At 44.7% G+C, this 22,644-nt stretch carries 21 protein-coding genes and 1 other annotated feature; of the genes, 15 read left to right on the plus strand and 6 right to left on the minus strand.

The genetic code is table 11. The features are described from left to right. Window positions 1-192: 192 nt before the first annotated feature. Both CAG58_RS14730 and CAG58_RS14735 read left to right on the plus strand, forming a co-directional pair. Window positions 193-588 carry a SulA-like leucine-rich domain-containing protein gene (locus CAG58_RS14730; protein WP_161426642.1) on the plus strand — a complete coding sequence of 132 codons (396 nt, stop codon included), beginning with the start codon at window positions 193-195 and terminating at the stop codon, window positions 586-588. 180 nt (window positions 589-768) lie between these two features. Beyond that, window positions 769-1,872: a phosphoribosylaminoimidazolesuccinocarboxamide synthase gene (locus CAG58_RS14735; RefSeq protein ID WP_161426643.1), complete on the plus strand. Its 1,104-nt coding sequence runs from the start codon at window positions 769-771 to the stop codon at window positions 1,870-1,872. Window positions 1,873-1,930: 58 nt separating this feature from the next. On the opposite strand, the gene CAG58_RS14740 is transcribed toward CAG58_RS14735, so the two are convergent. Continuing rightward, a complete protein-coding gene (locus CAG58_RS14740) occupies window positions 1,931-2,329 on the minus strand; it encodes a transporter (RefSeq protein WP_154168420.1) in 399 nt (132 codons plus the stop codon). A gap of 348 nt (window positions 2,330-2,677) precedes the next feature. On the opposite strand from CAG58_RS14740, the gene CAG58_RS14745 reads away from it, so the two are divergent. The 4 genes from CAG58_RS14745 to CAG58_RS14760 all read left to right on the plus strand — a co-directional run bounded on the left by CAG58_RS14745 (window position 2,678) and on the right by CAG58_RS14760 (window position 6,502). Then, on the plus strand, window positions 2,678-4,366 hold the full coding sequence (locus CAG58_RS14745; RefSeq protein ID WP_004395448.1) for an NAD-dependent malic enzyme: 1,689 nt from the start codon (window positions 2,678-2,680) through the stop codon (window positions 4,364-4,366). Between the two features lie 101 nt (window positions 4,367-4,467). Continuing rightward, window positions 4,468-4,791 carry a DUF3392 domain-containing protein gene (locus tag CAG58_RS14750; protein ID WP_161425622.1) on the plus strand — a complete coding sequence of 108 codons (324 nt, stop codon included), beginning with the start codon at window positions 4,468-4,470 and terminating at the stop codon, window positions 4,789-4,791. Then, window positions 4,764-5,522, plus strand: coding sequence for a SanA/YdcF family protein (locus tag CAG58_RS14755; RefSeq protein WP_161425621.1), 759 nt, complete (start codon window positions 4,764-4,766; stop codon window positions 5,520-5,522). The genes CAG58_RS14750 and CAG58_RS14755 overlap by 28 nt, the downstream gene beginning before the upstream one ends. A 149-nt stretch (window positions 5,523-5,671) precedes the next feature. Further along, a complete protein-coding gene (locus CAG58_RS14760; protein WP_158138328.1) occupies window positions 5,672-6,502 on the plus strand; it encodes a DUF2797 domain-containing protein in 831 nt (276 codons plus the stop codon). Window positions 6,503-6,563: 61 nt separating this feature from the next. On the opposite strand, the gene CAG58_RS14765 is transcribed toward CAG58_RS14760, so the two are convergent. Further along, complete coding sequence (locus tag CAG58_RS14765; RefSeq protein ID WP_395188400.1) at window positions 6,564-7,823, minus strand: cysteine desulfurase-like protein; 1,260 nt, start codon at window positions 7,821-7,823, stop codon at window positions 6,564-6,566. Further along, on the minus strand, window positions 7,798-8,454 hold the full coding sequence (locus CAG58_RS14770) for a 2OG-Fe dioxygenase family protein (RefSeq protein WP_154168426.1): 657 nt from the start codon (window positions 8,452-8,454) through the stop codon (window positions 7,798-7,800). Before CAG58_RS14770 ends, CAG58_RS14765 begins: the two co-directional genes overlap by 26 nt. A 399-nt stretch (window positions 8,455-8,853) precedes the next feature. On the opposite strand from CAG58_RS14770, the gene CAG58_RS14775 reads away from it, so the two are divergent. The 6 genes from CAG58_RS14775 to CAG58_RS14800 all read left to right on the plus strand — a co-directional run bounded on the left by CAG58_RS14775 (window position 8,854) and on the right by CAG58_RS14800 (window position 17,283). After that, window positions 8,854-9,318: a MarR family winged helix-turn-helix transcriptional regulator gene (locus tag CAG58_RS14775; RefSeq protein ID WP_161429769.1), complete on the plus strand. Its 465-nt coding sequence runs from the start codon at window positions 8,854-8,856 to the stop codon at window positions 9,316-9,318. Between the two features lie 12 nt (window positions 9,319-9,330). Beyond that, window positions 9,331-10,683, plus strand: a complete 1,353-nt coding sequence (locus tag CAG58_RS14780) for an MATE family efflux transporter (RefSeq protein ID WP_161425413.1) — start codon at window positions 9,331-9,333, stop codon at window positions 10,681-10,683. 141 nt (window positions 10,684-10,824) lie between these two features. Beyond that, complete coding sequence (trxB, locus tag CAG58_RS14785; protein WP_161425412.1) at window positions 10,825-11,784, plus strand: thioredoxin-disulfide reductase; 960 nt, start codon at window positions 10,825-10,827, stop codon at window positions 11,782-11,784. A 118-nt stretch (window positions 11,785-11,902) separates the two neighbouring features. Beyond that, window positions 11,903-13,690, plus strand: coding sequence for a heme ABC transporter permease/ATP-binding protein CydD (gene cydD / locus CAG58_RS14790; protein WP_161429770.1), 1,788 nt, complete (start codon window positions 11,903-11,905; stop codon window positions 13,688-13,690). Continuing rightward, window positions 13,683-15,404, plus strand: a complete 1,722-nt coding sequence (gene cydC, locus CAG58_RS14795) for a heme ABC transporter ATP-binding protein/permease CydC (protein WP_158138322.1) — start codon at window positions 13,683-13,685, stop codon at window positions 15,402-15,404. The genes cydD and cydC overlap by 8 nt, the downstream gene beginning before the upstream one ends. 160 nt (window positions 15,405-15,564) lie before the next feature. After that, a complete protein-coding gene (locus CAG58_RS14800; RefSeq protein ID WP_161426713.1) occupies window positions 15,565-17,283 on the plus strand; it encodes a hypothetical protein in 1,719 nt (572 codons plus the stop codon). Window positions 17,284-17,398: 115 nt separating this feature from the next. Here the strand turns inward: CAG58_RS14800 and rluB are convergent, their stop codons facing one another. From rluB to rnm, 3 genes are all read right to left on the minus strand, one after another. After that, window positions 17,399-18,439 carry a 23S rRNA pseudouridine(2605) synthase RluB gene (gene rluB / locus CAG58_RS14805; RefSeq protein WP_004395460.1) on the minus strand — a complete coding sequence of 347 codons (1,041 nt, stop codon included), beginning with the start codon at window positions 18,437-18,439 and terminating at the stop codon, window positions 17,399-17,401. A gap of 118 nt (window positions 18,440-18,557) precedes the next feature. Beyond that, window positions 18,558-19,178 (minus strand): L-threonylcarbamoyladenylate synthase, encoded by a 621-nt coding sequence (locus CAG58_RS14810; RefSeq protein WP_004395461.1) that lies wholly within the window; start codon window positions 19,176-19,178, stop codon window positions 18,558-18,560. Window positions 19,179-19,180: 2 nt separating this feature from the next. Then, window positions 19,181-20,053 carry an RNase RNM gene (gene rnm, locus CAG58_RS14815; protein WP_158143989.1) on the minus strand — a complete coding sequence of 291 codons (873 nt, stop codon included), beginning with the start codon at window positions 20,051-20,053 and terminating at the stop codon, window positions 19,181-19,183. A gap of 88 nt (window positions 20,054-20,141) precedes the next feature. On the opposite strand from rnm, the gene CAG58_RS14820 reads away from it, so the two are divergent. From CAG58_RS14820 to CAG58_RS14830, 3 genes are all read left to right on the plus strand, one after another. Beyond that, a complete protein-coding gene (locus CAG58_RS14820; protein WP_083797757.1) occupies window positions 20,142-20,252 on the plus strand; it encodes a Trp operon leader peptide in 111 nt (36 codons plus the stop codon). Beyond that, window positions 20,199-20,300 (plus strand) — a sequence feature (Trp leader region). (Overlaps the previous gene by 54 nt.) Before the next feature lie 161 nt (window positions 20,301-20,461). After that, window positions 20,462-22,027 carry an anthranilate synthase component 1 gene (locus CAG58_RS14825; protein WP_161426055.1) on the plus strand — a complete coding sequence of 522 codons (1,566 nt, stop codon included), beginning with the start codon at window positions 20,462-20,464 and terminating at the stop codon, window positions 22,025-22,027. A 4-nt stretch (window positions 22,028-22,031) separates the two neighbouring features. Then, window positions 22,032-22,613, plus strand: a complete 582-nt coding sequence (locus tag CAG58_RS14830) for an aminodeoxychorismate/anthranilate synthase component II (protein WP_161426054.1) — start codon at window positions 22,032-22,034, stop codon at window positions 22,611-22,613. The last annotated feature ends 31 nt before the right edge of the window (window positions 22,614-22,644 follow it).

Genomic DNA, 22,644 nt, shown 5'->3' on the forward strand with positions numbered 1-22,644 from the left:
AAATTTGATCACAAATTCACATCTTTCATCTACTCTCTCGTTCAAAAAACAACCGCTTATTTATCAATCATCTAGGATAAAAATGACGACTAAATGTCAGAAATGAACTAAAAACGAACACACTTACCACTTGATCATCATCCACGCCTCGACTACTGTATATATATACAGCATGTATATGAGGACAGTATTATGCTTAACACTACCTTCCATTATTCAGACACGATTTACGAGACTTGCACAGTCAATCACCACAGCGTACCACTGCTCAATTATCCTATGTTGTCTCGATTAGCTCAGCTATCCGAGCAACACCAATGGATTCTCTATACTGCACAATGCCCGCGTCCTCACTATCAACAATTAAGCATACACCGGATCCAGTGCCATAAAATTATTCATATGAAGGCTTCACGTTCAGGTTCTGAAATAGACATTGTGCTCAAAGCGATTCAATCAGGCAATGCCAGTGCTATTGTTGCTTCGGCAGGTATCGATAAAGCAAATCAACGCCGTTTACAACACATGGCGAAACAGCACCAATGTGAAGTTTTTTTCCTGAACAAAACCTCGCCGGTCTTTCATTAACGACAGTACCCCGAGCAGAGACTGAATCCATCAATAACCCACCAAGGCAAACGTTTGCTTTTTATATGGCGACAGAAAATAGTTCTGGTATGATGCGTGCCATAAACAAGACCCAATGGTCGGTTGACAAACCAGAGGGTCTTTCTTGTCAACGCTGTTTAATCCAGATAGGAATGTTTCATGAGTCTTGCTGATCAAGTTCTTGCCGTCAATGACGACCTCCCCATTCGTACCCACTTGCCTGTACATAGCGGTAAAGTCCGCTCGGTTTACTGGCTTACCGAACAAGACAGTCAGCGATTGATCCAAGAAAAAGGTTATCCGATTGCCAAAGATGCACCACTGGCAATTATGGTGATCAGCGATCGTATCTCTGCTTTTGATTGTATTTGGCATGCAGAAGGTGGATTAAAAGGCGTTCCCGGTAAAGGCGCGGCGCTCAATGCTATTTCTAACCATTGGTTTAGCCTTTTCAAACAACAAGGGTTAGCCGATAGTCACATCGTCGACATTCCTCACCCTTTAGTGTGGATAGTCCAAAAAGCCAAACCGATTAAAATCGAAGCGATCTGCCGCCAATACATCACTGGATCGATGTGGCGTGCTTACGCTAAAGGTGAACGCGAATTTTGTGGTATTGCTCTGCCTGATGGATTGGAAAAAGATAGCCTACTCCCTGAGCTACTGATCACGCCATCAACCAAAGGTATTTTAACTGGGATCCCTGGTATTCCTGAAGCCGATGATGTGAATATCACTCGACACGATATCGAACAGAATTTCGCTGCATTTAACTTTACTCATCCTGCTGATATTGATCATTACGAAACGCTCCTTAAACAGGGTTTTAGCGTGATTAGTGAAGCATTAAAAGCCATCGGGCAACAGTTTGTTGATACCAAATTTGAGTTTGGTTATGTTACCGATGCCAATGGACAAGAAAAACTGATTTATATGGATGAAGTTGGTACGCCCGACTCTTCGCGCATTTGGGACGCCGAATATTATCAAAAAGGCCAAATCGTCGAAAATTCAAAAGAAGGCTTCCGCCAATTCTTGCTTAGTTACTTCCCCGACCCAGATATTTTACTCAATAAAGAACGGATGACAGAGCGCGAAGCATTGGCACAAAATAATGCGCTTCCGGTAGAAGCGCTGATGGACATTTCACGCACCTATTTAGGCATTGCAGAAAAAATTGTCGGCCACCCCATCAAGCTGAGCAGCAACCCAAAACAAGAGATCATCGCTATATTACGTGAGCAATACGATTTGATTGTTTAACGCTGTTTTTTACCCGCACTCATCATCTGATCGATGGGTGCGGATGATAATGAAAGAGCTAACTCACGGGCAAAGCGGGGTTAACGATCACCAAAAACTCATCCCCCTGAGCGGGCTGTAATTTAACCTCGGCGCTTTGCTCGATCAACAGAACCTGCGCAGGCTCTAATCCATAAGGCATGATCAGTGTTAGCTCTTCTATCCCTTCGGCTTTAGCCAGTTTGAGCAATGCGATGAGATTGGCTTCGTCACTTCGACGGCTAGATAACGTGCTTAAGGCCAAATCCCATAGTCGCTCTTCATGGGTTTTACTCTGTTTAACGGTATCTTGCCAGACGGTACCGAAAATCGGAGCAAAGGAGGCTAATACATCAGAAAAATTCCATCGCTTGGTACACGATGCTCCTAAAAAGCTCGCATAATCAAACACGACAGAAACTCGTTGTGATTGTTGCATGTTTACCTCAATGTAAAAATCTATCCTAGCGGGCTTACTATTATGCAGGAACACTTATATAGCAATACGATATGTAAAAACAATCTTTTATGGGAAGTATTCTCTTCTAACTGGAATATAAAAAATCAAACTTGTAACACTATATACCGACTATGTTTCTGATTGGTACTCTTCTCGTCAACAGAAGGTTATCCATCAAAAAGTCCGCGAGAGTGACCGATTTAACCTTTAATTAAGTCTATAATGAAAATAATCACTTAAACTGAAAGGCTTATCTATTTACAACTTAGCGGATAAGCCGCTATCATTTTTAACCATCTGTTCCCACCTACCCTACATAGGCACCAAATGAATAACGATAAACGTCCGCTTTATATTCCTTATGCTGGCCCTGCGCTACTCAGCACCCCTTTACTGAATAAAGGCAGTGCCTTTAGCGCCGAAGAGCGTGCATCTTTTAACTTGGAAGGCTTACTTCCGGAATCGACAGAAACGATTCAAGAACAAGTGGTCCGTGCTTACCAACAATATTGCAGCTTTGAAAGTGATATGGATAAGCATATTTACCTACGTAATATTCAAGACACCAACGAGACTCTCTTCTATCGTTTAGTACAAAACCATATCTCTGAAATGATGCCGATCATTTACACCCCGACGGTTGGCGCTGCGTGTGAGAATTTCTCTAATATTTACCGTCGTGGTCGTGGGCTATTTATCTCCTACGCTAACCGAGATCGTATCGACGATCTGCTTAATAACGCCGCAAACCATAACGTTAAAGTGATTGTGGTGACTGATGGTGAACGTATTCTCGGCCTTGGCGACCAAGGGATTGGAGGTATGGGCATTCCAATCGGTAAATTATCACTTTACACGGCTTGTGGCGGAATCAGTCCGGCCTATACCTTACCTATCGTATTGGATGTCGGTACCAATAACCCGCAACGCTTAGCAGACCCAATGTACATGGGCTGGCGTCATCCTCGGATCACCGGAGCCGAATACGATAACTTTGTCGAAGATTTTATCCAAGCGGTACAACATCGTTGGCCAGATGCGTTAATTCAATTTGAAGATTTTGCGCAAAAAAATGCCATGCCACTGTTGGAACGCTACAAAAATCGCATTTGCTGCTTTAATGATGACATTCAAGGTACAGCGGCGGTCACCGTTGGCTCACTACTGGCGGCTTGTAAAGCGGCAGGTAGCCAATTATCACAACAGCGGATCACCTTCTTAGGTGCAGGCTCTGCTGGCTGTGGCATTGCTGAAGCGATTATTGCCCAGATGGTCTCCGAAGGGATCTCCGATGCTCAAGCTCGTTCACAAGTCTATATGGTCGATCGCTGGGGTCTATTAGAAGAAGGGATGCCGAATCTGCTTGATTTCCAACAGCGTCTGGTGCAGAAAAAAGACAATACTCAAGATTGGACTTCTGAAGGTAATGGTTACTCATTGGTCGATGTAGTCCGTCATGCCAAACCAACCGTGTTGGTGGGTGTTTCAGGCGCTCCAGGCCTATTCAGTGAGGAAGTGATCAAAGAGATGCATGCACATTGCCCTCGACCGATTATTTTTCCTCTCTCTAACCCGACGAGTCGAGTTGAAGCGACGCCTGCCGACATTATTCACTGGACCAATGGTGAAGCGTTAGTCGCCACTGGTAGTCCGTTTGCTCCCGTCATCCATGATGGTAAGACGTACGCCATTGCCCAGTGTAATAACAGCTACATCTTCCCTGGGATTGGCTTAGGCGTACTCGCCGTAGGAGCGAAACGAGTCACTGATGAGATGTTAATGGAATCGAGCCGAGCTTTATCACTCTGCTCACCACTAGCGATTAATGGTCACGGTCCACTTCTGCCACCGCTAGAATCGATTCATTCTGTCTCGAAGAAAATTGCCTTTGCTGTCGCTAAAAAAGCCATAGAACAAGGTGTTGCGTTAGAAATTACGGATGAAGCTTTGGACGTTGCCATTGAACAGCATTTCTGGCAACCTGCTTATCGTCGTTACAAGCGTACCGCTTTTTAATTCGTCCCGTTGAACAAAGCGTTAATAGGAGCTGTTAATTTTTGCACTGTTTTGTCGTGCAACGTTAGCAGCTCCGAGGCTTTAATCACTAGAGCACCGATATGATGAGTTTTTTTGCCCCAGCCGGTCAGTATCTGGCCCCCTATCTTGCTGAGATCTCGATGGCATTGATTGCCTGTTGGTTGGTGATGTTAGGCGGAGAGGTGAATGCGTTACTGCGTCGTCTGATGCATAACCAGCATTTTATTGTCCGCACTTTAGTCTTTATTATCGTCAATGCGTTTGGTTATGGCTTACTGATTGTCAAAGCCAGCCCTTACTTAACTCGCACACTGGCCAACTTAGAGCGAGGCATGATGTTTAGTATCATCATGATCAGTTTTATTGTGATAGGTTTATGGGCACAAAAAAACCGACAAATTTAATGATTGGCCGACTGAAAACGCTTTTACGTTGGTTTCTCCGCGGCGTAGCCTTGCTGATGCTGCTTTTCCTGATAGCCGTAGCCGTCATTTTTTCTATCGACCGCTGGGTAAGCTGGCAAACTCAACCGCATATTATTAGCGATATCAATAAATTACCCAAATTTGATGTCGCGGTGGTGCTAGGAACCAGTAAGTACCTTGGGCGCACCTTAAACGATTATTATCTACACCGTATTGAAGCGGCGATTGAGCTTTATCAACTCAATAAAACCGATTATTTTCTTCTGAGCGGCGATAATGCTCATCGTTCTTATAACGAACCTTGGACGATGAAACGCGATTTACTCAAAGCGGGCGTGCCCGATGGGCAGATCTATCTCGACTATGCTGGCTTTCGTACTTTAGATTCGATTGTCAGGGCGAAACGCATTTTTGATACCGATGATTTCTTGATCGTCACTCAACGTTTTCATTGCGAGCGTGCGCTCTTTATCGCTCAACATCACGAGATTAACGCCACTTGTCTAGCCGTTCCCGGTCCTAAAAATCATCTAGGATACAAAGTACGTTTACGTGAAGTCTTCGCAAGAAGCAAAGCGGTTTTAGATCTTTACTTCCTCGATACGCAACCAAGGTTCTTAGGTCCCAAAGAACCTATCCTGTCTGAATCTCGTGATAATGGTACACTAAGCGAGAACACTGTCGATGAGTCTGATTGGACTCAAAAGTAATCACATAATTCTAAACCCAAACGACCGAAAACACGCCGTTAATAACCTATGCTCTGGCTTACGGGTCTCAATAATCCGTTGATTAACTAGGTCATAAGCAACGTAAGTTTCGGTCAGTAAGGGATAACACTACAAAAAAGAGCGATGTCATGTCTTTAACTATTCGCGGCGTATTACAAAAAATGCGCGCTCAACATCATCAAACGGTTCATTACCAACTTCCCGTTGGCGAGCACCTGATCGACCTTAATCCATTGATCGGCAAAACGCTGACACTTCATCATACAGGTAATATTTTTTGCCATTCATGCGGCAAAAAGACCAAAAAAAGCTACTCTCAAGGTCATTGCTTTGTATGCATGAAGAAACTTGCTAGTTGCGATATGTGCATCATGAAACCAGAGACCTGCCATTTTGAACAAGGCACCTGCCGTGAACCTGAATGGGCACAAAGTCACTGTATGGTCGATCATTACGTTTATCTCTCCAACACCTCGAGCTTAAAAGTCGGTATCACTCGCCATAATCAAATTCCGACGCGCTGGATAGATCAAGGAGCCACTCAAGGATTACCGCTGTACAAAGTCAAAACTCGACATATTTCAGGCTTACTCGAAGTCGAACTGGCTAAACACATCGCTGATAAAACCAATTGGCGAACGCTACTGAAAGGGGATGGTGAACCTCTGCCATTAGCCGAACACGCTGCAAAGTTAACACCATTATTAGCAGAAAAAATTACCGAATTAAAACAACAATTTGGAGATGATGCGGTAATTGAGTTGAATGAGAGCGGTACCGAGATCAGTTATCCGGTTGAACAACATCCGATTAAAATCACTTCCCATAATTTTGATAAACAGCCATTAGTTAGTGGTGTGTTACAAGGTATTAAAGGTCAATATCTGATTTTTGATAGCGGCGTGATCAATATTCGCAAATACACCGCCTACGAAGTAGAAGTGAGTTACAACGAATAATATCGGAAATAACCCAGAGAGCCATCGAGCAAACAAGTTTGCCCGATGGCGACTGGCGGCGTTACTCGACGAGCGATACCGGCTTAACCAATGGCGCCAATACGTTAAAAAGCTGATCGATTTCTTCAACGGTGTTGTAGTGCATTAAACCAATTCGCACCACTCCACCTTTCGCTTCTAACCCTAGTTGACGAATCAAACCTAGCGCATAAAAATGGCCATTCCAGACACAAATATTTTGTTCACCTAACGTCTTGGCTATCCATTCTGGTGAATGATCAGCGATACGAATCGCGAACGTCGGTGTACGCTTATCGCTGTCCGCTTCCCATCGACCATACAGTTGAGCTTGCGGTAATTGTTGTAATTTACGCAGAAAATAACCACTCAGCTGCTGCTCATGTTGATTAAATTGTGCAAAACTCTGCGCCAAACGTTGACGTAAAGGCGCACCGCTTTCTCCCCATTGAGCCAAATAATCAATCGCAGCCACTAAGCCTGCTAAGCTTTCAAAACTCTGGGTTCCCGTTTCAAATCGGCCGGGACCAATATTGGTTGCGGGCTCCACTTTATAAGGTTGCAAACTGTGTAGCCATTGAGAGTGGATATAGGCAATACCGATGTGGGGCCCGAAAAATTTATACGCCGAACAGACTAAGAAATCACACTCCAAATCTTGGACATCAATCAAATGGTGCGGCGCATAATGCACAGCATCAATGAACACTTGAGCCCCTACCGCGTGAGCTGCCTCGATAACCCTTTTGACATCGACGATTGAACCCGTCGTATTAGACGCATAAGTCAACGCGACCAAAGTTGTTTGAGCATTAATTAGGCTTAAAAGGTGATCAATATCCAGCGTACCGTTTTCAGGATTGATCCTTGCTTGATGAACAAGCGCCCCTTTATCTTGTGCGGCCTGTTCCCAGCTCGATACATTAGAATAATGATCCAAGGCCGTAACAACCACTTCATCACCCGTTTGCCACTCTCGACTGATGCTGCGACTGAGTTGAAACGTCAAGGAGGTCATATTCGCACCGAAGACAATGTTACCCGACGATTCAGCATTGAGTAGCGCTTGAGCCGATTCTCTTGCTTGTAACATGAGATCCGTTGTCCGCTGGCTCGAAAAAAAGTGACCACCAAGATTAGAATTAAAGTGACCCAGATAATCCGTCATCGCTTGTAGCACTGAGCGAGGCACCTGAGAACCACCGGGTCCATCAAAGAAATACACTGGCCGATCATGGTGAGTCTGGGCTAAAGCAGAAAACTGCACCCGTGCTTGCTCAGGAGTGAAACTCATGGCGACCATCCTTAGCGGTTAGAACAAAAACATCCATGTGCCCTTCTTGAGTGTGATCCACCGAGCGAATGGGACTCGCGTTGTGCCATAACTTACTGTCTGCGAGTATCGCCACCTCACCATTATCAAGCACTTTACGGAAAAATGGCGCTTCATGGCAGTCGTTGTAAAGCATAATGTCACCACCAACGATGTTATAGCGGTCAATACTGACTAAGGCGATATGATCAAACCCATCTTGATGAACGCCTTCTGGAGCGACTTGAGTTTCATCATAAATCGCCGTCACTCGAATTTGATGAATCTCTATCTCTTGCCCATTCGGTAACTCATTAGCCTGCATAAATAACTCGCATACCTCACGCATTCCCTCACTATTGAGTGTCTCGGCAAGAATCGGCTCAAACTGACGAACAATATCCCCTTGAAAATGGTTAATATCCTCACTTTGCACAAACTCATTTTTTCCAAGAGAAACCACTTGACCATCTCGATACTGAATCACCGAATAACGACGCAAGCGGTATTTACCATCAGCATGTTCGGTATGGGGCAGCGTGGCAAACGATGGCGCTAATTGGCGTGTTGCCTCTGGACTTAAATGAGTAATTTGTAGGGTTGTTTCATGTGCAGATAACATTATTGACTCCTTAATGAAAACACATGCCAGACACTTTTGATTAACATTATATTTACATAAAGAATACGCAGAAATACGCTTTATTCAAGCCAAGCAGACAATAAACCCTAAGAGACAGCAACAATAAGAAATAAAAAACTAATTAAAACACTAAAATTAGACTAATAAACCAAAAATTAACATTGCATAGCCCAAATTTTAGACTCACACACCAAGAAAAATAAAATTTAAATTAAAACAAATAGTTATACACAAACCACCGCCTTAGAATATTGAAGCGTAATCTAACCATTCATTCCATTCGACTCGCCTGTCGTTACATGGATTGAATAATGATTTTCTTGTTACCATAGAAATTGTTAGTTAGACTAACTAAAAAGGTAAACGCAAGAGTAAATTATGGACTTAAGGCATAGCCTACAGCGCTTAGAGTGGCACTTATGGCATCATTGGCGTGAACAAGCAAAACATAATGGTCATTTAGAGTTAACCAATAGTGAATTGCAGTATATCTATACCTTACTTGCCTATGCGGAACAGGGCATTCGTTTAACCGAATTGGCTGACCAGATGAAGGTGAGCAAAGCTTCAGCGAGTGCCATGGTCAATAAGCTGCAAAAACAAGGTTATATCATTCGTGAACCTTGCCTGGAGGATGCGCGAGCACAGCGTCTGTTGCCGAGTAAAAAAATGTTGGCCATGCAAGAATATGAAGCAGAGGTGTATCACTCCGCCATTGTGCACTTTCAACAGACATTAACCAGCGATGAGTTGAGACAATTAGAACAGTTGTTAATGAAAGCTTGTCGTGATTTAGATCTTGGGGGCATGGAGCCGCCTCAGCTCACCTCTCGTCCTTATTAATTGAGAAACAACATGATAAATTTACAGCGTACTTCCGTCGGTAAAGCGTTTTGGCACTACACCTTGCCATCGATTGCCGCATTGATGGTCAGTGGTACCTATCAAATTGTCGATGGTATTTTTGTTGGCCACTTTATCGGTGCCGATGGATTAGCCGCAATTAGCTTAGCGTGGCCATTTGTCGGCGTATTACTCGCCTTTGGTATGATGATCGGCATGGGTGCAGGGGCTCATACATCGTTAAAAATGGGCGCAGGTGAAACCTCGTCTGCAATTAATTATTTGATCCACGGCCTACTATTACTGGTCGCTGTCGGCTTGCCGCTAGGCATTGCACTGCACTTTCTAAGTCCAATGTTTTTGCATTTTCAAGGTGCAACAGATGGAGCTTACTTACAAGGAGCAGATTATCTGTATTGGATGATGGCTGGCGCTCCGATTGTTCTCGGCAGTATTGCCTTACCACTGTTAGTACGTAACGCCGGAGCACCACGTTTAGCAACACTCGCGATGGGAATTGGTGCGATCAGTAATATTGCCTTGGACGCCCTATTTATTGGTTATTTCCGTTTTGGATTGCAAGGGGCAGCGATTGCTACTCTACTGGGGGAGCTGATCTCCGTCGCCATCTGTTTAAACTATTTACTGAGCCGTCGCAGCCAACTACCTATCTCAAAACAAGCTTTTCACTGGCAAAGCAAAGCCGTGTTCGACATTCTAAAAACCGGCTTGTCGAGTATGCTGATGTACCTATATATCAGTTTTTCTATTGTGCTGCACAACATGCTGCTGCTCAAACATGGTCAAGCCATCCATGTTGCTGCTTATAGTATTGCTGGTTATTTACTGACTTTTTACTATCTGATGGCCGAAGGCACCGCAGGAGGGATGCAGCCTCTGACCAGTTTTTACTACGGTGCGAATCTTAAACAACGCGTCAAAGCAACGTTCAAAATCGCCAGCGCATTTACCCTAGGCAGTGGTGTTTTCCTAGTTCTGGCGATTCAATGGTCACCCAGTTTCTTTGCACAATTTTTTATTGCTCAAGGCGATGAGGCACTGCTCTCCACCACCACATGGGCAATGCGGTTGTTTTTATGTGCCATGTTTTTAGACGGTTTTCTTATTTTAACCGCAACGTGGTTTCAATCCTTAGGATTAGGCAATAAAGCGACGTTTATTACCATGAGTAATATGATGATTCAGATTCCTTTTTTGTTGGTTTTACCCCATTTCTTTGGTTTAAATGGCGTATGGCTCGCGGTTCCGCTGTCCAATATCTGTTTATCCTTACTGGTGGGTTTTATGTTGTATCGCCAATGGAAAAAACTCGGTCATCAACCCGATTCATTAGTCATCCCCTAGCGAGCCTCTAATAACTTGATGTGGCCAGTGGTGGAGGCAGCTCACACCACGGCTTCAAGTAGCAAGGGGATATATGGCTTTTCATCCCGAACATTATTCCTTACAATCGATTAACTTTTTAGAACTCACAGCGGAGTCATCATGAGCGATGTAAAGCATTGTAAACTACTTATTTTAGGCTCAGGCCCAGCTGGCTACACCGCTGCCGTTTACGCAGCGCGTGCGAACCTAAATCCAGTGTTAGTCACTGGGATGCAACAAGGTGGTCAGCTTACGACCACCACGGAAGTTGAAAACTGGCCAGGCGATCCAGAAGGATTAACCGGACCCAATTTAATGGAGCGGATGAAGCAACACGCAGAGCGCTTTGAAACTGAAATTGTATTTGACCATATTAATCAGGTCGATTTTTCAACGCGCCCTTTCCGCTTGAAAGGTGATAGCCAAGAGTACACTTGCGATGCGTTGATTATTTCAACCGGTGCTTCCGCAAAATACTTAGGCCTACCTTCTGAAGAAGCGTTTAAAGGCCGAGGGGTTTCTGCTTGTGCAACTTGCGATGGTTTTTTCTATCGTAACCAAAAAGTCGCGGTGGTCGGTGGCGGTAACACCGCTGTCGAAGAAGCCTTGTATCTTGCCAATATCGCCTCTGAAGTTCACTTAATTCATCGCAGAGATACCTTTCGCTCAGAGAAAATTCTTATTGACCGTTTAATGGATAAAGTTCACAACGGTAATATTGTTCTACATACCAACCGCACGTTAGATGAAGTGCTTGGCGATGAGATGGGCGTGACCGGCGTTCGTTTAAAAGACACACAATCTGATCAAACCGAACAACTCGATGTCATGGGAGTTTTCATTGCTATCGGTCATCAACCCAATACCGACATCTTCCAAGGTCAACTTGATATGAAAGATGGCTATATTTGGGTTCAATCTGGCTTAGAAGGGAATGCCACTCAAACGAGCGTAGCTGGAGTTTTCGCTGCGGGAGATGTGATGGATCATAATTACCGTCAAGCCATCACTTCGGCTGGTACAGGTTGTATGGCCGCACTCGATGCTGAGCGCTACCTTGATAGCCTCAATAACAAATAAAAAACCATCGATTGTGCCTCCTGTGTGACAACTGACTAACCCAGCGGTATATCCGTTGGGTTTTCTTTTGTATACTAGCCGACTTACCTTTCATAATAATGATCAATAAGCCTTTAAAATGGATAAGAAAAAGCAACGCAGCCTCAATCTTTGGCTCAAACAGCAAAGCAAACTTGCCAAACGTTGGTTAATGCTTGCTATTGGGTTAGGCGTTATTTCGAGCTTGCTCTTGCTCGGGCAAGCCGCCTTGATCGCCAGTATTCTTCACCAGCTAATCATCGAGCAGGTAGATAAACAAGCCTTAGTCACGCATTTCGGTTTATTGGCCATGACCATTGCACTGCGCGCTGGCTGTTCATGGGCGAGAGAAATGGCTGGATTTCGTGCTGGTCAAGAGATCAGAACCTACATTCGGCAACTGATTTTTAATAAACTTCGTGATTTAGGACCAGCCTACATTAAAGGTAAACCTGCCGGAGCATGGGCAACCTTAACGCTTGAACAAGTCGAAGAAATGCATGACTTTTTTGCTCGTTATTTACCACAAATGGCGCTGGCAGTATTGATCCCTTTTATCATTTTAGTGGTGGTATTCCCGGTCAACTGGGCGGCAGGATTAATTTTCTTGATCACCGCTCCGCTTATTCCGCTATTTATGGCTTTAGTGGGCATGAAAGCCGCTGATGCAGGCAAGAAAAACTTTAAAGCGCTGCAACGTTTATCCGGTCATTTTTATGATCGTTTACAGGCCATGACGACGATCCGTTTATTTGATCGAACCCAAGCAGAAACCGATCAAATGCTAGGGGCTTCGGAAGTGTTTCGTAAACGAACCATGGATATCTTACGCATTGCTTTCTTATCCTCCGCAGTATTAGAGTTCTTTGCCTCGGTATCGATTGCCATCACCGCGGTGTACTTTGGTTTTAGCTTTATCGGTGAACTCAATTTTGGATATTACGGTACTGGCGTGACCTTATTTGCAGGATTATTTATTTTGATCCTCGCTCCAGAGTTTTATCAGCCTTTACGTGATTTAGGCACCTTTTATCATGCCAAACAACAAGCGATTGCTGCCGCTGAAAGTATGGTGGATTTCTTAAGTATCGATGTTGAACAAGTCCAATCAGGCCATCACTCTATGGCCAATGCCCCTTCTATCGAGATTATTGCCAAAGATTTATCCGTGTTAAGCCTAGAAGGAAAAACGCTCGTTGGTCCGATCTCTTTTCAATTAACCCATGGTCAAACCACGGCGTTAGTCGGACCAAGTGGCGCAGGCAAAACCAGCCTAGTCAATGCCCTGCTTGGTTTTATGCCTTATCAAGGCAGTTTAACCATTAATAGTACGGAATTAAGTCAAATCGACCATGCTTCTTGGCGAGCGTTAATCAGTTGGATTGGACAAAACCCGCTTTTAGTCCACGGAACCATTCGTGACAATGTCACTTTAGGTAAAGAAAGTATCGACGATAAACAGCTACAAAAAGTATTAGATGAGGCTTTTGCTAGCGAATTTGTTCACTCGCATGGATTAGATTACCCAATCAGTGATCGATCTGGTGGCTTATCCGTCGGTCAGGCTCAACGCCTAGCACTGGCGAGAGCGATGTTACAGAACGGCAAATTTTGGCTCTTGGATGAGCCAACTGCCAGCTTAGACGCACAAAGTGAGCAACTGGTTATGCGCAGTTTAACACAACAAATTAGTGATAAAACGGCGCTATTTGTGACTCATCAACTTGAACCTTTACGTTCCGTCGATCAAATCTTAGTGATGCAAGAGGGACAGATCGTTCAACAAGGTAATTTTCATCAACTTAGTCAGCAACCAGGACTCTTTTCTCGCATGCTCAGTGCAAACCAAACTAGAAAAGAAGCCGATAAGGGGAATTTAGATGCGTGAATTATTGCCTTATCTCAAGCTGTATAAAAAACATTGGTTTGGCTTATCACTGGGTATGTTACTGGCCTTTTTTACGGTTTGTGCCTCAATCGGTTTATTAACACTGTCAGGATGGTTTTTATCGGCTGCAGCGGTAGCAGGCTTAACCATTGCCCGAGAAACGTTTAATTATATGCTACCTGGGGCTTTTGTCCGCGGCTTTGCTATGCAGCGTACAGCAGGCCGCTGGGGTGAGCGAGTGGTTAGCCATAATGCCACCTTTAAACTGCTGACCGATCTGCGAGTATTCTTTTTTACTAAATTAGCACCCTTGATTCCCGGACGAATCAATAATCTGCGTGATGCGGATTTGCTCAATCGCTTAGTCGCTGATATCAATGCGATGGATCATGTCTATCTAAGACTCATTAATCCTGTAACCGTGGGTATTTTTGGGATTGGCGCATTAACCGCCCTACTCTGTTGGTTTGATATGAGTTTGGGGTTAACGTTAGGGGCTATCTTACTGACGTTACTGCTCGTCTGGCCGCCTTTGTTTTACCTGCTAGGTAAACGTAATGGTCAAGCGTTAACGGAACATAAAGCGCAGATGCGTATTGCAACGCTAGACTGGCTGCAAGGTTATAGTGAACTGGTTATTTTTAATGCTGAGCAGCGCTACCGCAATGCGATTTTTATTGCTCAAGATAAGCTCCTATACAATCAAAAGGTCAATACCCATTATACTGGCCTTGCACAAGCCCTCTTGCTTCTCGCTAACGGCTGGGCATTGCTACTCATGCTTTGGTTAGCGGCGGATGGCGTCAATGGTCAAGCACCCGATCCGATGATTGCCTTAATGGCCTTTGCGACCATGGCTAGCTTTGAATTATTAATGCCGATTGCCGGTGCATTTCAGTATTTAGGACAAACCTTAACCTCCGCTCGTCGCTTAAACGAAATCATTCTTAGTGAGCCCGACGTGGTTTTCCCCCTGTCACCCACTCAACATGCTGATCAATTGGATATCGAGTTTAATCAGGTTAGTTTCGCTTACCCTGACAGTACAAAAACCGTTGTTGATAAGGTTGATCTCACGATTCCTGCTGGTAAAAAAGTTGCCATTGTGGGTCAAACCGGATCGGGGAAATCAACACTCATTCAATTGCTGTGTCGTTATTGGGATCCATCACAAGGTTGCATTTCTATTGGTGGAACTCGTTTGCAAGAGTGGCAAGAGAGCGATTTACGCCGCGCAATCAGTGTCGTCAGTCAACGGGTTGATATTCTAAATGGCAGTTTGCGTGATAATCTTCTGATGGCTAAGCCTGATGTAACCGACCGTGAATTAGAACCATTACTTCATCAAGTCGGGCTAGAGAAATTGTTGGATGGCCCAGGATTAGATACTTGGCTTGGCGATGGTGGACGTCAACTTTCCGGAGGTGAAAAACGCCGGATTGGTATCGCAAGAGCACTGCTCCATAACGGAAAAATTTTGCTGCTTGATGAACCTACCGAAGGGTTAGATAAGCAAACTGAGCAACAAATTATGGCCTTACTGCAAACCCATTTTGTCGATAAGACGGTGGTGTTTATCACTCACCGTTTGGTTGCTCTAGAGTCGATGGATACGATTTGCCTGATTGATCAAGGGGAAATCGTCGAGCAAGGTCATCATGACCAACTACTCGCTCAACAAGGACGATACTTTCAACTGCAACAAACTTTATAAGCAATCAATAAACAACGTATTGAATAGCATAGTTATTACTATATGATATGGTTTTTATTCTCGCCCTACATAACGTAGGGCGACTTATTTCAATCATCACTATGCCCTCTTTAATCTCGGTTTATTGACGATTCATCGTAGGGACACAACGGAGTTGACCGTGAAAAAACTGATTCTTGCCGCTGCCATTGCTGCCACGGCAGCGGCGGGTGGCTACTTTTACCATCTTGATCCAAAAACCGATAGTGACATCGATCCTTTACTGACTCTGATCCCAGCAGAATCGGCTTTTGTCTCTTTCGCTACCGCAAACTACGATCATTATCAATATCTACATGCCTTCGGTAATGCTCAAGAGAGTTTGTACGACTATCTTGATGATAGAGATCTCACCGCAGAGCAAGCCTTTATTATTCAATATCTTGATGGTTATTTACAAAGTGCTGTTGATAAACAGACTCTGAAAACCTACCTCGGTACACCGGATAACATTAAGCCAGTGATGTATACCTTAGGCTTAGTTCCTGTGTATAAGCTTCAGCTCGAAAACAGCGACGCTTTTTGGCGAACCATCTCGCAAGTTGAACAAGAAACAGGGGCAACCTACCAAACTGGCCAATTCGGTGAAGTCACTTATCGCCGTTATCGACTCACTGAAGAAGAGGATGAAGATATTGGTCTGATCATTGCGGTAGGTAATCAAGTCGCGACCTTTACGCTTGATCTGCCAATGCTTGGTGAAGAAAACCCGCTTAAATTAGCTTTAGGTATTGAAAAACCACAACTCTCTTTTGCGCAAAGCGATCGTTTTAGCGAGCTGAAAACCAAATATGGTCAACAATACAGCAACTATGCTTACTTAGATCATCAAGCCATTATCCAAGGTCTCACCCAACCAGCCAGTAACCGTATTGCTCGTCAGCTGGAGGTATTACAACAACAGACCTCTGAACCATTTCTTGATGAAATTCGTCACCCCAATTGTCAAACAGAGTTAGCAGCCATTGCCCGTAACTGGCCACGCACCGTTGGGCTTGCTGAATATAGCATGCATAATGGACAAGCGGCGATCAAGGGTAAATTGGTCATTGAAAGCCATAACCAAGTGATCATTAATGCACTCAAAGCCATACGTGGCTTTTTACCTGAAGTGACCGATCCCACAGAGCGTATTTTTTCTATCGGTCTGGGTTTAGATGTTTCAAAATTAGCCACTTCTGTTGGTAGCATTTGGAATGACTTACGTCAACCAAGCTACTCTTGTGGTTTGTTGGCAGATTTTCAACAAAGTTTAGGCGATGAAAACCCGGCGACAATGCTCAGTCTAGGGGCAAGTATGCTAAGCAGTGTCAAAGGTATGCATTTTGCGCTGAATGACCTGACCTTGGATACAGAGCATCCTTTTGGACCACAATGGGATAAACTCGATTTTCTCTTCACTCTTTCAGCTAATCAACCAGAAAACCTCTTGCTCAGCGCTCAGATGTTCGTGCCAGAATTAGCGCAATTGACACTTGAGGCCAATGGAGAGCCGATTGATCTCTCGACACTAGTGAGTGCTGAAACAGGGATGCAAACACCACTATTTGCTCGGCTTAATGATAAACACCTTGCTCTTTATTCTGGTGCCCAATCAGCAACCTCCGCAGAAGCTATCTTAAAACAACCATTAACGACTAAAGGTCTGTTTCAGTTTGATGTTAATATGCCACGTTTTATGGAAGCCATGCGATTAGCCGCAGAGTTCAGTGGCGAAGAGTTACCTGAAGAGTTAATGCATGGTTCAACGAGTAATGTGATTACTCAGTTTGTCATCGATATTAACGATAGCGGTATCACGGTTGACTATCATCAACGTTCAGCCTCCTCGGTACAATAATCTTATTGTTTAACAAATAAAAATCCCGAGCATTGCTCGGGATTTTTCAATCATTAACCAAAGGTCAAGTGCTACTTTTGTTATGGATAAACCTATTCAATAACAAAAAATGCGCTTAGCCTTGGCGACGTGGCGCTTTAGCTTTACCGCTCGGAGCGCGGGTACCCTGACGGGAGCTCTGCTCTTGTGCACTATTACGAGTACTTGAACCAGGTTTGCGACGAGCACGTGTAGGTGCATTGCCTGTCGAACCACCGGTCGTTGTCCCGTTAGTCACTCGGCTTTTCGGTTTAGCGGTGGTGGTCGTGATTCGCTCTTCATGACGCTTCACAGCACGACGGATCTTCTGACTACGTGAACGTTCACGTTTGCGCGATGTATTATCTTTCGATTCATCCAGCATGGTTTCTTTTTCTGGGCGTAGTTCAACGAGATCACGCAAGTAGTTAACTTGTTTAAGATCGAGCTCTACCCATCCACCACGCGGTAATTTCTTATCTAAGAAAATATCGCCATAACGCACGCGCTTCAAACGACTTACTGTGGTGCCTTGTGACTCCCACAAACGGCGAACTTCGCGATTACGCCCTTCGTTAATCACTACATAGAAGGTATGATTCATACCTTCACCACCCGCATACATAACATCTTCAAAACGAGCCATGCCGTCTTCAAGCTGCACACCGCGCACTAAGTTGCGAATTTTTTCTTCGTTAATTTCGCCAAAAACTCGAACTAAATATTCACGTTCTACTTGACGGCTTGGGTGCATCAAACGATTAGCCAGCTCACCATCGGTAGTGAACAATAGTAAACCGGAAGTATTGGCATCAAGACGTCCAACTGAAATCCAACGTGACCCGCGAATTTTCGGCAAACGGTCAAAGACGGTGCGACGACCTTCAGGATCGTGACGAGTACACAGCTCACCTTCCGGCTTATAATAAGCCAGCACACGACAGATCACTTCTTCTGGCGCTTTAGCAGAAACGGCATGCCCATCAATACGTACTACGGCGGTTTCATCTTCTAGACGCTCACCGAGTATAGCTACCTTGCCATTAACACTTACACGTCCAGCTCGGATCAGAGCTTCAAGCTCTCGACGAGAACCATGACCAGCACGTGCTAAAACTTTTTGTAACTTTTCGCTCATTTATCTACCTATGATGTCGTCTTCTCAGACGTCGAATGACAATATGCGATCTTAAAATCGCGGTCGAATATTATTGCAAATAATCCAACAAAAAGCATCCGTTTTGTGACTGATGCGATCATTGAAATGGGGTTGGGTCTCCTGCACCTAAACGTGCAACAACCATTTCATCTTCACTGAAATCAATCACAGTGGTCGGTTGTTCCCCTAAATACCCACCATTGAGAATCACATCAACGAGATGCTCTAAGCGATCGCGAATCTCTTCCGGATCCGATTCCGTAGTTTCTTTGCCAGGAAGAATCAACGAAGTGGACATTAATGGCTCACCTAACGCCTCTAATAAATCGAGAGCAATTTTATTATCTGGTACGCGGATACCGATGGTTTTGCGTTTCACATTCATTAAACGACGAGGGACTTCTTTGGTGCCCTTGAAAATAAAAGTATAGGGGCCCGGTGTGTTATTTTTGAGCAAACGAAACGCGGTATTATCGACTCGTGCATACAAAGATAACTCCGATAAGTCGCGACATAATAATGTGAAATTATGTTTATCATCCAAACGACGAATTTGACAAATCCGCTCTAAAGCCTGTTTATTTTCTAATTGACAACCCAACGCATAGCCAGAATCCGTTGGGTAGACGACAACACCGCCATTACGAATAATCGCAACCGCTTGGTTAATTAAACGTGCTTGTGGGTTTTCAGGATGAACATAAAAAAATTGGCTCATGATTATTCCTCTTCATTGAGTCTCACGACTCTCTGGTTTGGCAGGTGCTGCCACTCTTTCCAAACCGCTTCAACGCCTGCTGGCAACCAAAGATTTCGCCCAAGCTCCATCCAAGGAGAGGGATAATGAAAGTCGCTGCCTTGCGAAGCGAGTAAATTAAAATGTATTGCGTAATCACCAAGGGTGCGCTTTTCTTGCGGTGCTTGCTGAGGCTGTGCCACTTCCATAGCATCACCTCCCGCTTCAACAAATGCGCTAATTAAGCGCTTAAGCCATTTCGCCGTCAAGTCATATCGCCCTGGATGGGCTAAAACCGCCTGTCCCCCAGCAGCATGAATCGCACTGATAGCCTCACTCATACTGCACCAGTTCGGCGGCACGTAGCCGGGATTATTACGGGTTAAGTATTTTTTAAACACTTGTTGCATGGATTTGACGTAGCCTTGGTCAACCAGCCATTTGGCAAAATGAGCACGAGTGATAGGTGCATCACCAGCGATCCGCTTAACGTCTTCCAATACCCCTTCTCTCGTCACTTTCGCTAACCGCTCAGCGATCAGCTCAGCACGCCCCACGCGGTGCTGTTTTTGCTCTGCAATTAATTGAGTGAGAGCGATATTATCGGGATCAATATTTAACCCAACAATATGAATATCTTTATTCTGCCATACTGTGGAAATCTCAATACCGTTGATTAACGTAATCGGATGCTGACCAGCTTCAATATAGGCTCGGGCTGGAGCTAAACCATCAATGGTATCGTGATCGGTAATCGCCAATACATCGAGATTAAATTCTAACGCGCGATCGATCAATTGCTCAGGGCTAAATCGACCGTCTGAAGCAGTCGTATGACTGTGGAGATCTATTTTCATATCTATTGCCTGTTATTTAGGCTTGACTTTCTGCTCTCGAACTAGTTAACTAGTACGCAAATACAAAAGCACCGTATTAAGGCTTCCTATGTTACAAGAATTTAACCAAAACCATAATCACAATTTTAGTGCAGCTTCTGCTGAACTCACTTGGTGGCGCACTTGGACAAGTTCTTGGTGGGCAACGGTGTATTTCTAAATCGAATACGCAACCAAAAGCCCGCTGATACTGAGCGGGCTTTTTTATTGACTCAGATCGCTGACTTTTATTCTCCCTAAACGACTTGGAGTGACCACTTTCAGTAAAAAGGGATAACAACTTAGAAATACATCACAGGACGATTGGGTCAAACACAGGATTATGCGAGTATGCAAAGTAGCAAGAAAACCATTCATCAAGGAAGCTTTATGAACAAAGCTATTGATATCAAACAACAAGGGCAGCTTGAGGTTCTTCACACAACGCTACCTTATACACCGGATCCGACGCGTGTCTTCCATGCCTTGTGTGCCGATAAAACCGACTGTTTATTACTTGAATCCGCGGATATTGAGTCAAAACAAGACGTCAAAAGCCTTTTGCTGATTGATGCCGCGGTGCGCATTACTTGCGTCGGTCAGCGCGTCACTTTTCACGCCCTCACCGATAATGGCCAGCAGTTGCTTGAGTTACTTAAGCATAATATTGCTACCAACATTAACCACCAGCTCGATCATGATACGTTAACCTTCAACTTCGCCCCACTCAGTGATCAGCTAGATGAAGATTCACGCTTGCAAGAAGCCAGTGTATTTGATGCGCTGCGTTTAGTGCAGCATAGCTTTGATCTAAGCAACCAAGATAGGTATGCGATTTTTCTCGGCGGTTTATTTGCTTATGACCTAGTGGCTAATTTTGAACCTTTAGGCAGTGCAGAGGCCATCGACCAGTGTCCAGATTATGTGTTTTATGTCGCTGAAACTTTAATGGTCATTGACCATAAAAACGCACACTGCCGCCTACAAGCGACGCTGTTTAGCGCCAATCAACAGCAACGCCAAGTGTTAGCCGCTCGCTTACAAACCATTACCACTCTTAGTGCAGAGTCAAAACCACTGCCTACAGCACAAAAAATCGCTGATCTCAGCGTGACCACCAATCTTTCTGATCCGGTATTCTGTGAAACGGTCAAGCACCTAAAAACCTTGGTCGTGAAAGGCGATATTTTCCAAGTTGTCCCCTCTCGCCGTTTTATGCTGCCTTGCCCGTCTCCATTGGCTGCGTATAAAAAACTTAAAGACAGCAACCCAAGCCCATACATGTTTTACATGCAGGATACCCGTTTCACTCTGTTTGGGGCTTCGCCAGAAAGCGCCTTGAAATACGCAACCGATAGCAATCAAGTCGAGATTTATCCGATCGCTGGTACCCGCCGCCGCGGTAAACGCGCTGATGGTTGCCTTGATCATGATTTAGACAGTCGTATTGAGCTTGAATTGCGCGGTGATAAAAAAGAAAACGCCGAACACATGATGCTGGTTGACCTAGCAAGAAATGATGTGGCGCGCATTGCGCAAGCCGGTAGCCGCCATGTGGCTGATTTACTCAAAGTTGACCGTTATAGCCATGTGATGCATTTGGTCTCTCGCGTTGTTGGTCAGTTGCGGGGCGATCTCGATGCCCTACACGCTTACCAAGCTTGTATGAACATGGGCACGTTAACGGGAGCACCGAAGATCCGCGCCATGCAAATTATTCGTGAAGTAGAAAAAACCAGACGTGGTAGCTATGGCGGTGCGGTGGGCTATTTAACAGGGGATGGTGATTTAGATACCTGCATCGTGATCCGTTCAGCGTATGTGGAAAATGGCATCGCACAAGTACAAGCGGGCGCTGGGGTTGTTTATGACTCTGATCCGCAATCCGAAGCCGATGAAACACGCGGTAAAGCCCAAGCCGTGATCGCGGCGATTCAATCAGCGCATCAGGAGTAACCTCATGGCGAATATTTTGTTTGTCGATAACTTTGACTCCTTTACCTACAATTTGGTCGATCAATTTCGCACCTTAGGTCATCAAGTGACCATTTATCGTAACCACATTACGGCGCAAACCATTGAACACGCCATCACGCAACTAGATAATCCTTTGCTGGTCTTATCACCAGGACCGGGTGCGCCATCTGCCGCGGGTTGTATGCCCGAGCTACTACAACGCTTAAAAGGTAAAGTGCCGATCATTGGCATATGCCTTGGTCATCAGGCCATCGTTGAAGCCTATGGCGGCACCGTCGCTGGAGCCGGAGAAATCGTACATGGCAAAGTGTCAATGATGGAACATCAGCATCACGCGATTTATGCCCAGTTGCCCTCACCGATGGCGATTGCGCGTTATCACTCACTGGTCGCCACACAAGTCCCTGACTGTTTAACTATTACGGCAAAAGTAGATGGCTTGGTGATGTCTGTTGTCCATGAACAAGACAAGATTTGTGGTTTTCAGTTTCATCCTGAGTCGATCATGACCACCTATGGCGCCACATTGCTTGCCAATGCCATTGATTGGGCACTGAGCGAATAAGCTCAACCACCATGCTCCGCCTAATTTTATA

The organism is Vibrio sp. V31_P5A7T61, assembly GCF_009904895.1.
Classification (GTDB): Bacteria; Pseudomonadota; Gammaproteobacteria; order Enterobacterales; family Vibrionaceae; genus Vibrio; species Vibrio metschnikovii.

What these genes read in the sequence shown, in the direction of transcription:
- CAG58_RS14750 (WP_161425622.1), top strand. Translation starts at nt 4,468, where the DNA reads ATGATGAGTTTTTTTGCCCCAGCCGGTCAGTATCTGGCCCCCTATCTT.
- rluB (WP_004395460.1), bottom strand. Translation starts at nt 18,439, where the DNA reads ATGAGCGAAAAGTTACAAAAAGTTTTAGCACGTGCTGGTCATGGTTCT.
- CAG58_RS14740 (WP_154168420.1), bottom strand. Translation starts at nt 2,329, where the DNA reads ATGCAACAATCACAACGAGTTTCTGTCGTGTTTGATTATGCGAGCTTT.
- CAG58_RS14770 (WP_154168426.1), bottom strand. Translation starts at nt 8,454, where the DNA reads ATGTTATCTGCACATGAAACAACCCTACAAATTACTCATTTAAGTCCA.
- cydD (WP_161429770.1), top strand. Translation starts at nt 11,903, where the DNA reads ATGGATAAGAAAAAGCAACGCAGCCTCAATCTTTGGCTCAAACAGCAA.
- rnm (WP_158143989.1), bottom strand. Translation starts at nt 20,053, where the DNA reads ATGAAAATAGATCTCCACAGTCATACGACTGCTTCAGACGGTCGATTT.
- CAG58_RS14810 (WP_004395461.1), bottom strand. Translation starts at nt 19,178, where the DNA reads ATGAGCCAATTTTTTTATGTTCATCCTGAAAACCCACAAGCACGTTTA.
- CAG58_RS14755 (WP_161425621.1), top strand. Translation starts at nt 4,764, where the DNA reads ATGGGCACAAAAAAACCGACAAATTTAATGATTGGCCGACTGAAAACG.
- CAG58_RS14825 (WP_161426055.1), top strand. Translation starts at nt 20,462, where the DNA reads ATGAACAAAGCTATTGATATCAAACAACAAGGGCAGCTTGAGGTTCTT.
- CAG58_RS14760 (WP_158138328.1), top strand. Translation starts at nt 5,672, where the DNA reads ATGTCTTTAACTATTCGCGGCGTATTACAAAAAATGCGCGCTCAACAT.
- CAG58_RS14745 (WP_004395448.1), top strand. Translation starts at nt 2,678, where the DNA reads ATGAATAACGATAAACGTCCGCTTTATATTCCTTATGCTGGCCCTGCG.
- CAG58_RS14730 (WP_161426642.1), top strand. Translation starts at nt 193, where the DNA reads ATGCTTAACACTACCTTCCATTATTCAGACACGATTTACGAGACTTGC.
- CAG58_RS14820 (WP_083797757.1), top strand. Translation starts at nt 20,142, where the DNA reads ATGTTACAAGAATTTAACCAAAACCATAATCACAATTTTAGTGCAGCT.
- trxB (WP_161425412.1), top strand. Translation starts at nt 10,825, where the DNA reads ATGAGCGATGTAAAGCATTGTAAACTACTTATTTTAGGCTCAGGCCCA.
- CAG58_RS14775 (WP_161429769.1), top strand. Translation starts at nt 8,854, where the DNA reads ATGGACTTAAGGCATAGCCTACAGCGCTTAGAGTGGCACTTATGGCAT.
- CAG58_RS14780 (WP_161425413.1), top strand. Translation starts at nt 9,331, where the DNA reads ATGATAAATTTACAGCGTACTTCCGTCGGTAAAGCGTTTTGGCACTAC.
- CAG58_RS14765 (WP_395188400.1), bottom strand. Translation starts at nt 7,823, where the DNA reads ATGGTCGCCATGAGTTTCACTCCTGAGCAAGCACGGGTGCAGTTTTCT.
- CAG58_RS14830 (WP_161426054.1), top strand. Translation starts at nt 22,032, where the DNA reads ATGGCGAATATTTTGTTTGTCGATAACTTTGACTCCTTTACCTACAAT.
- cydC (WP_158138322.1), top strand. Translation starts at nt 13,683, where the DNA reads ATGCGTGAATTATTGCCTTATCTCAAGCTGTATAAAAAACATTGGTTT.
- CAG58_RS14735 (WP_161426643.1), top strand. Translation starts at nt 769, where the DNA reads ATGAGTCTTGCTGATCAAGTTCTTGCCGTCAATGACGACCTCCCCATT.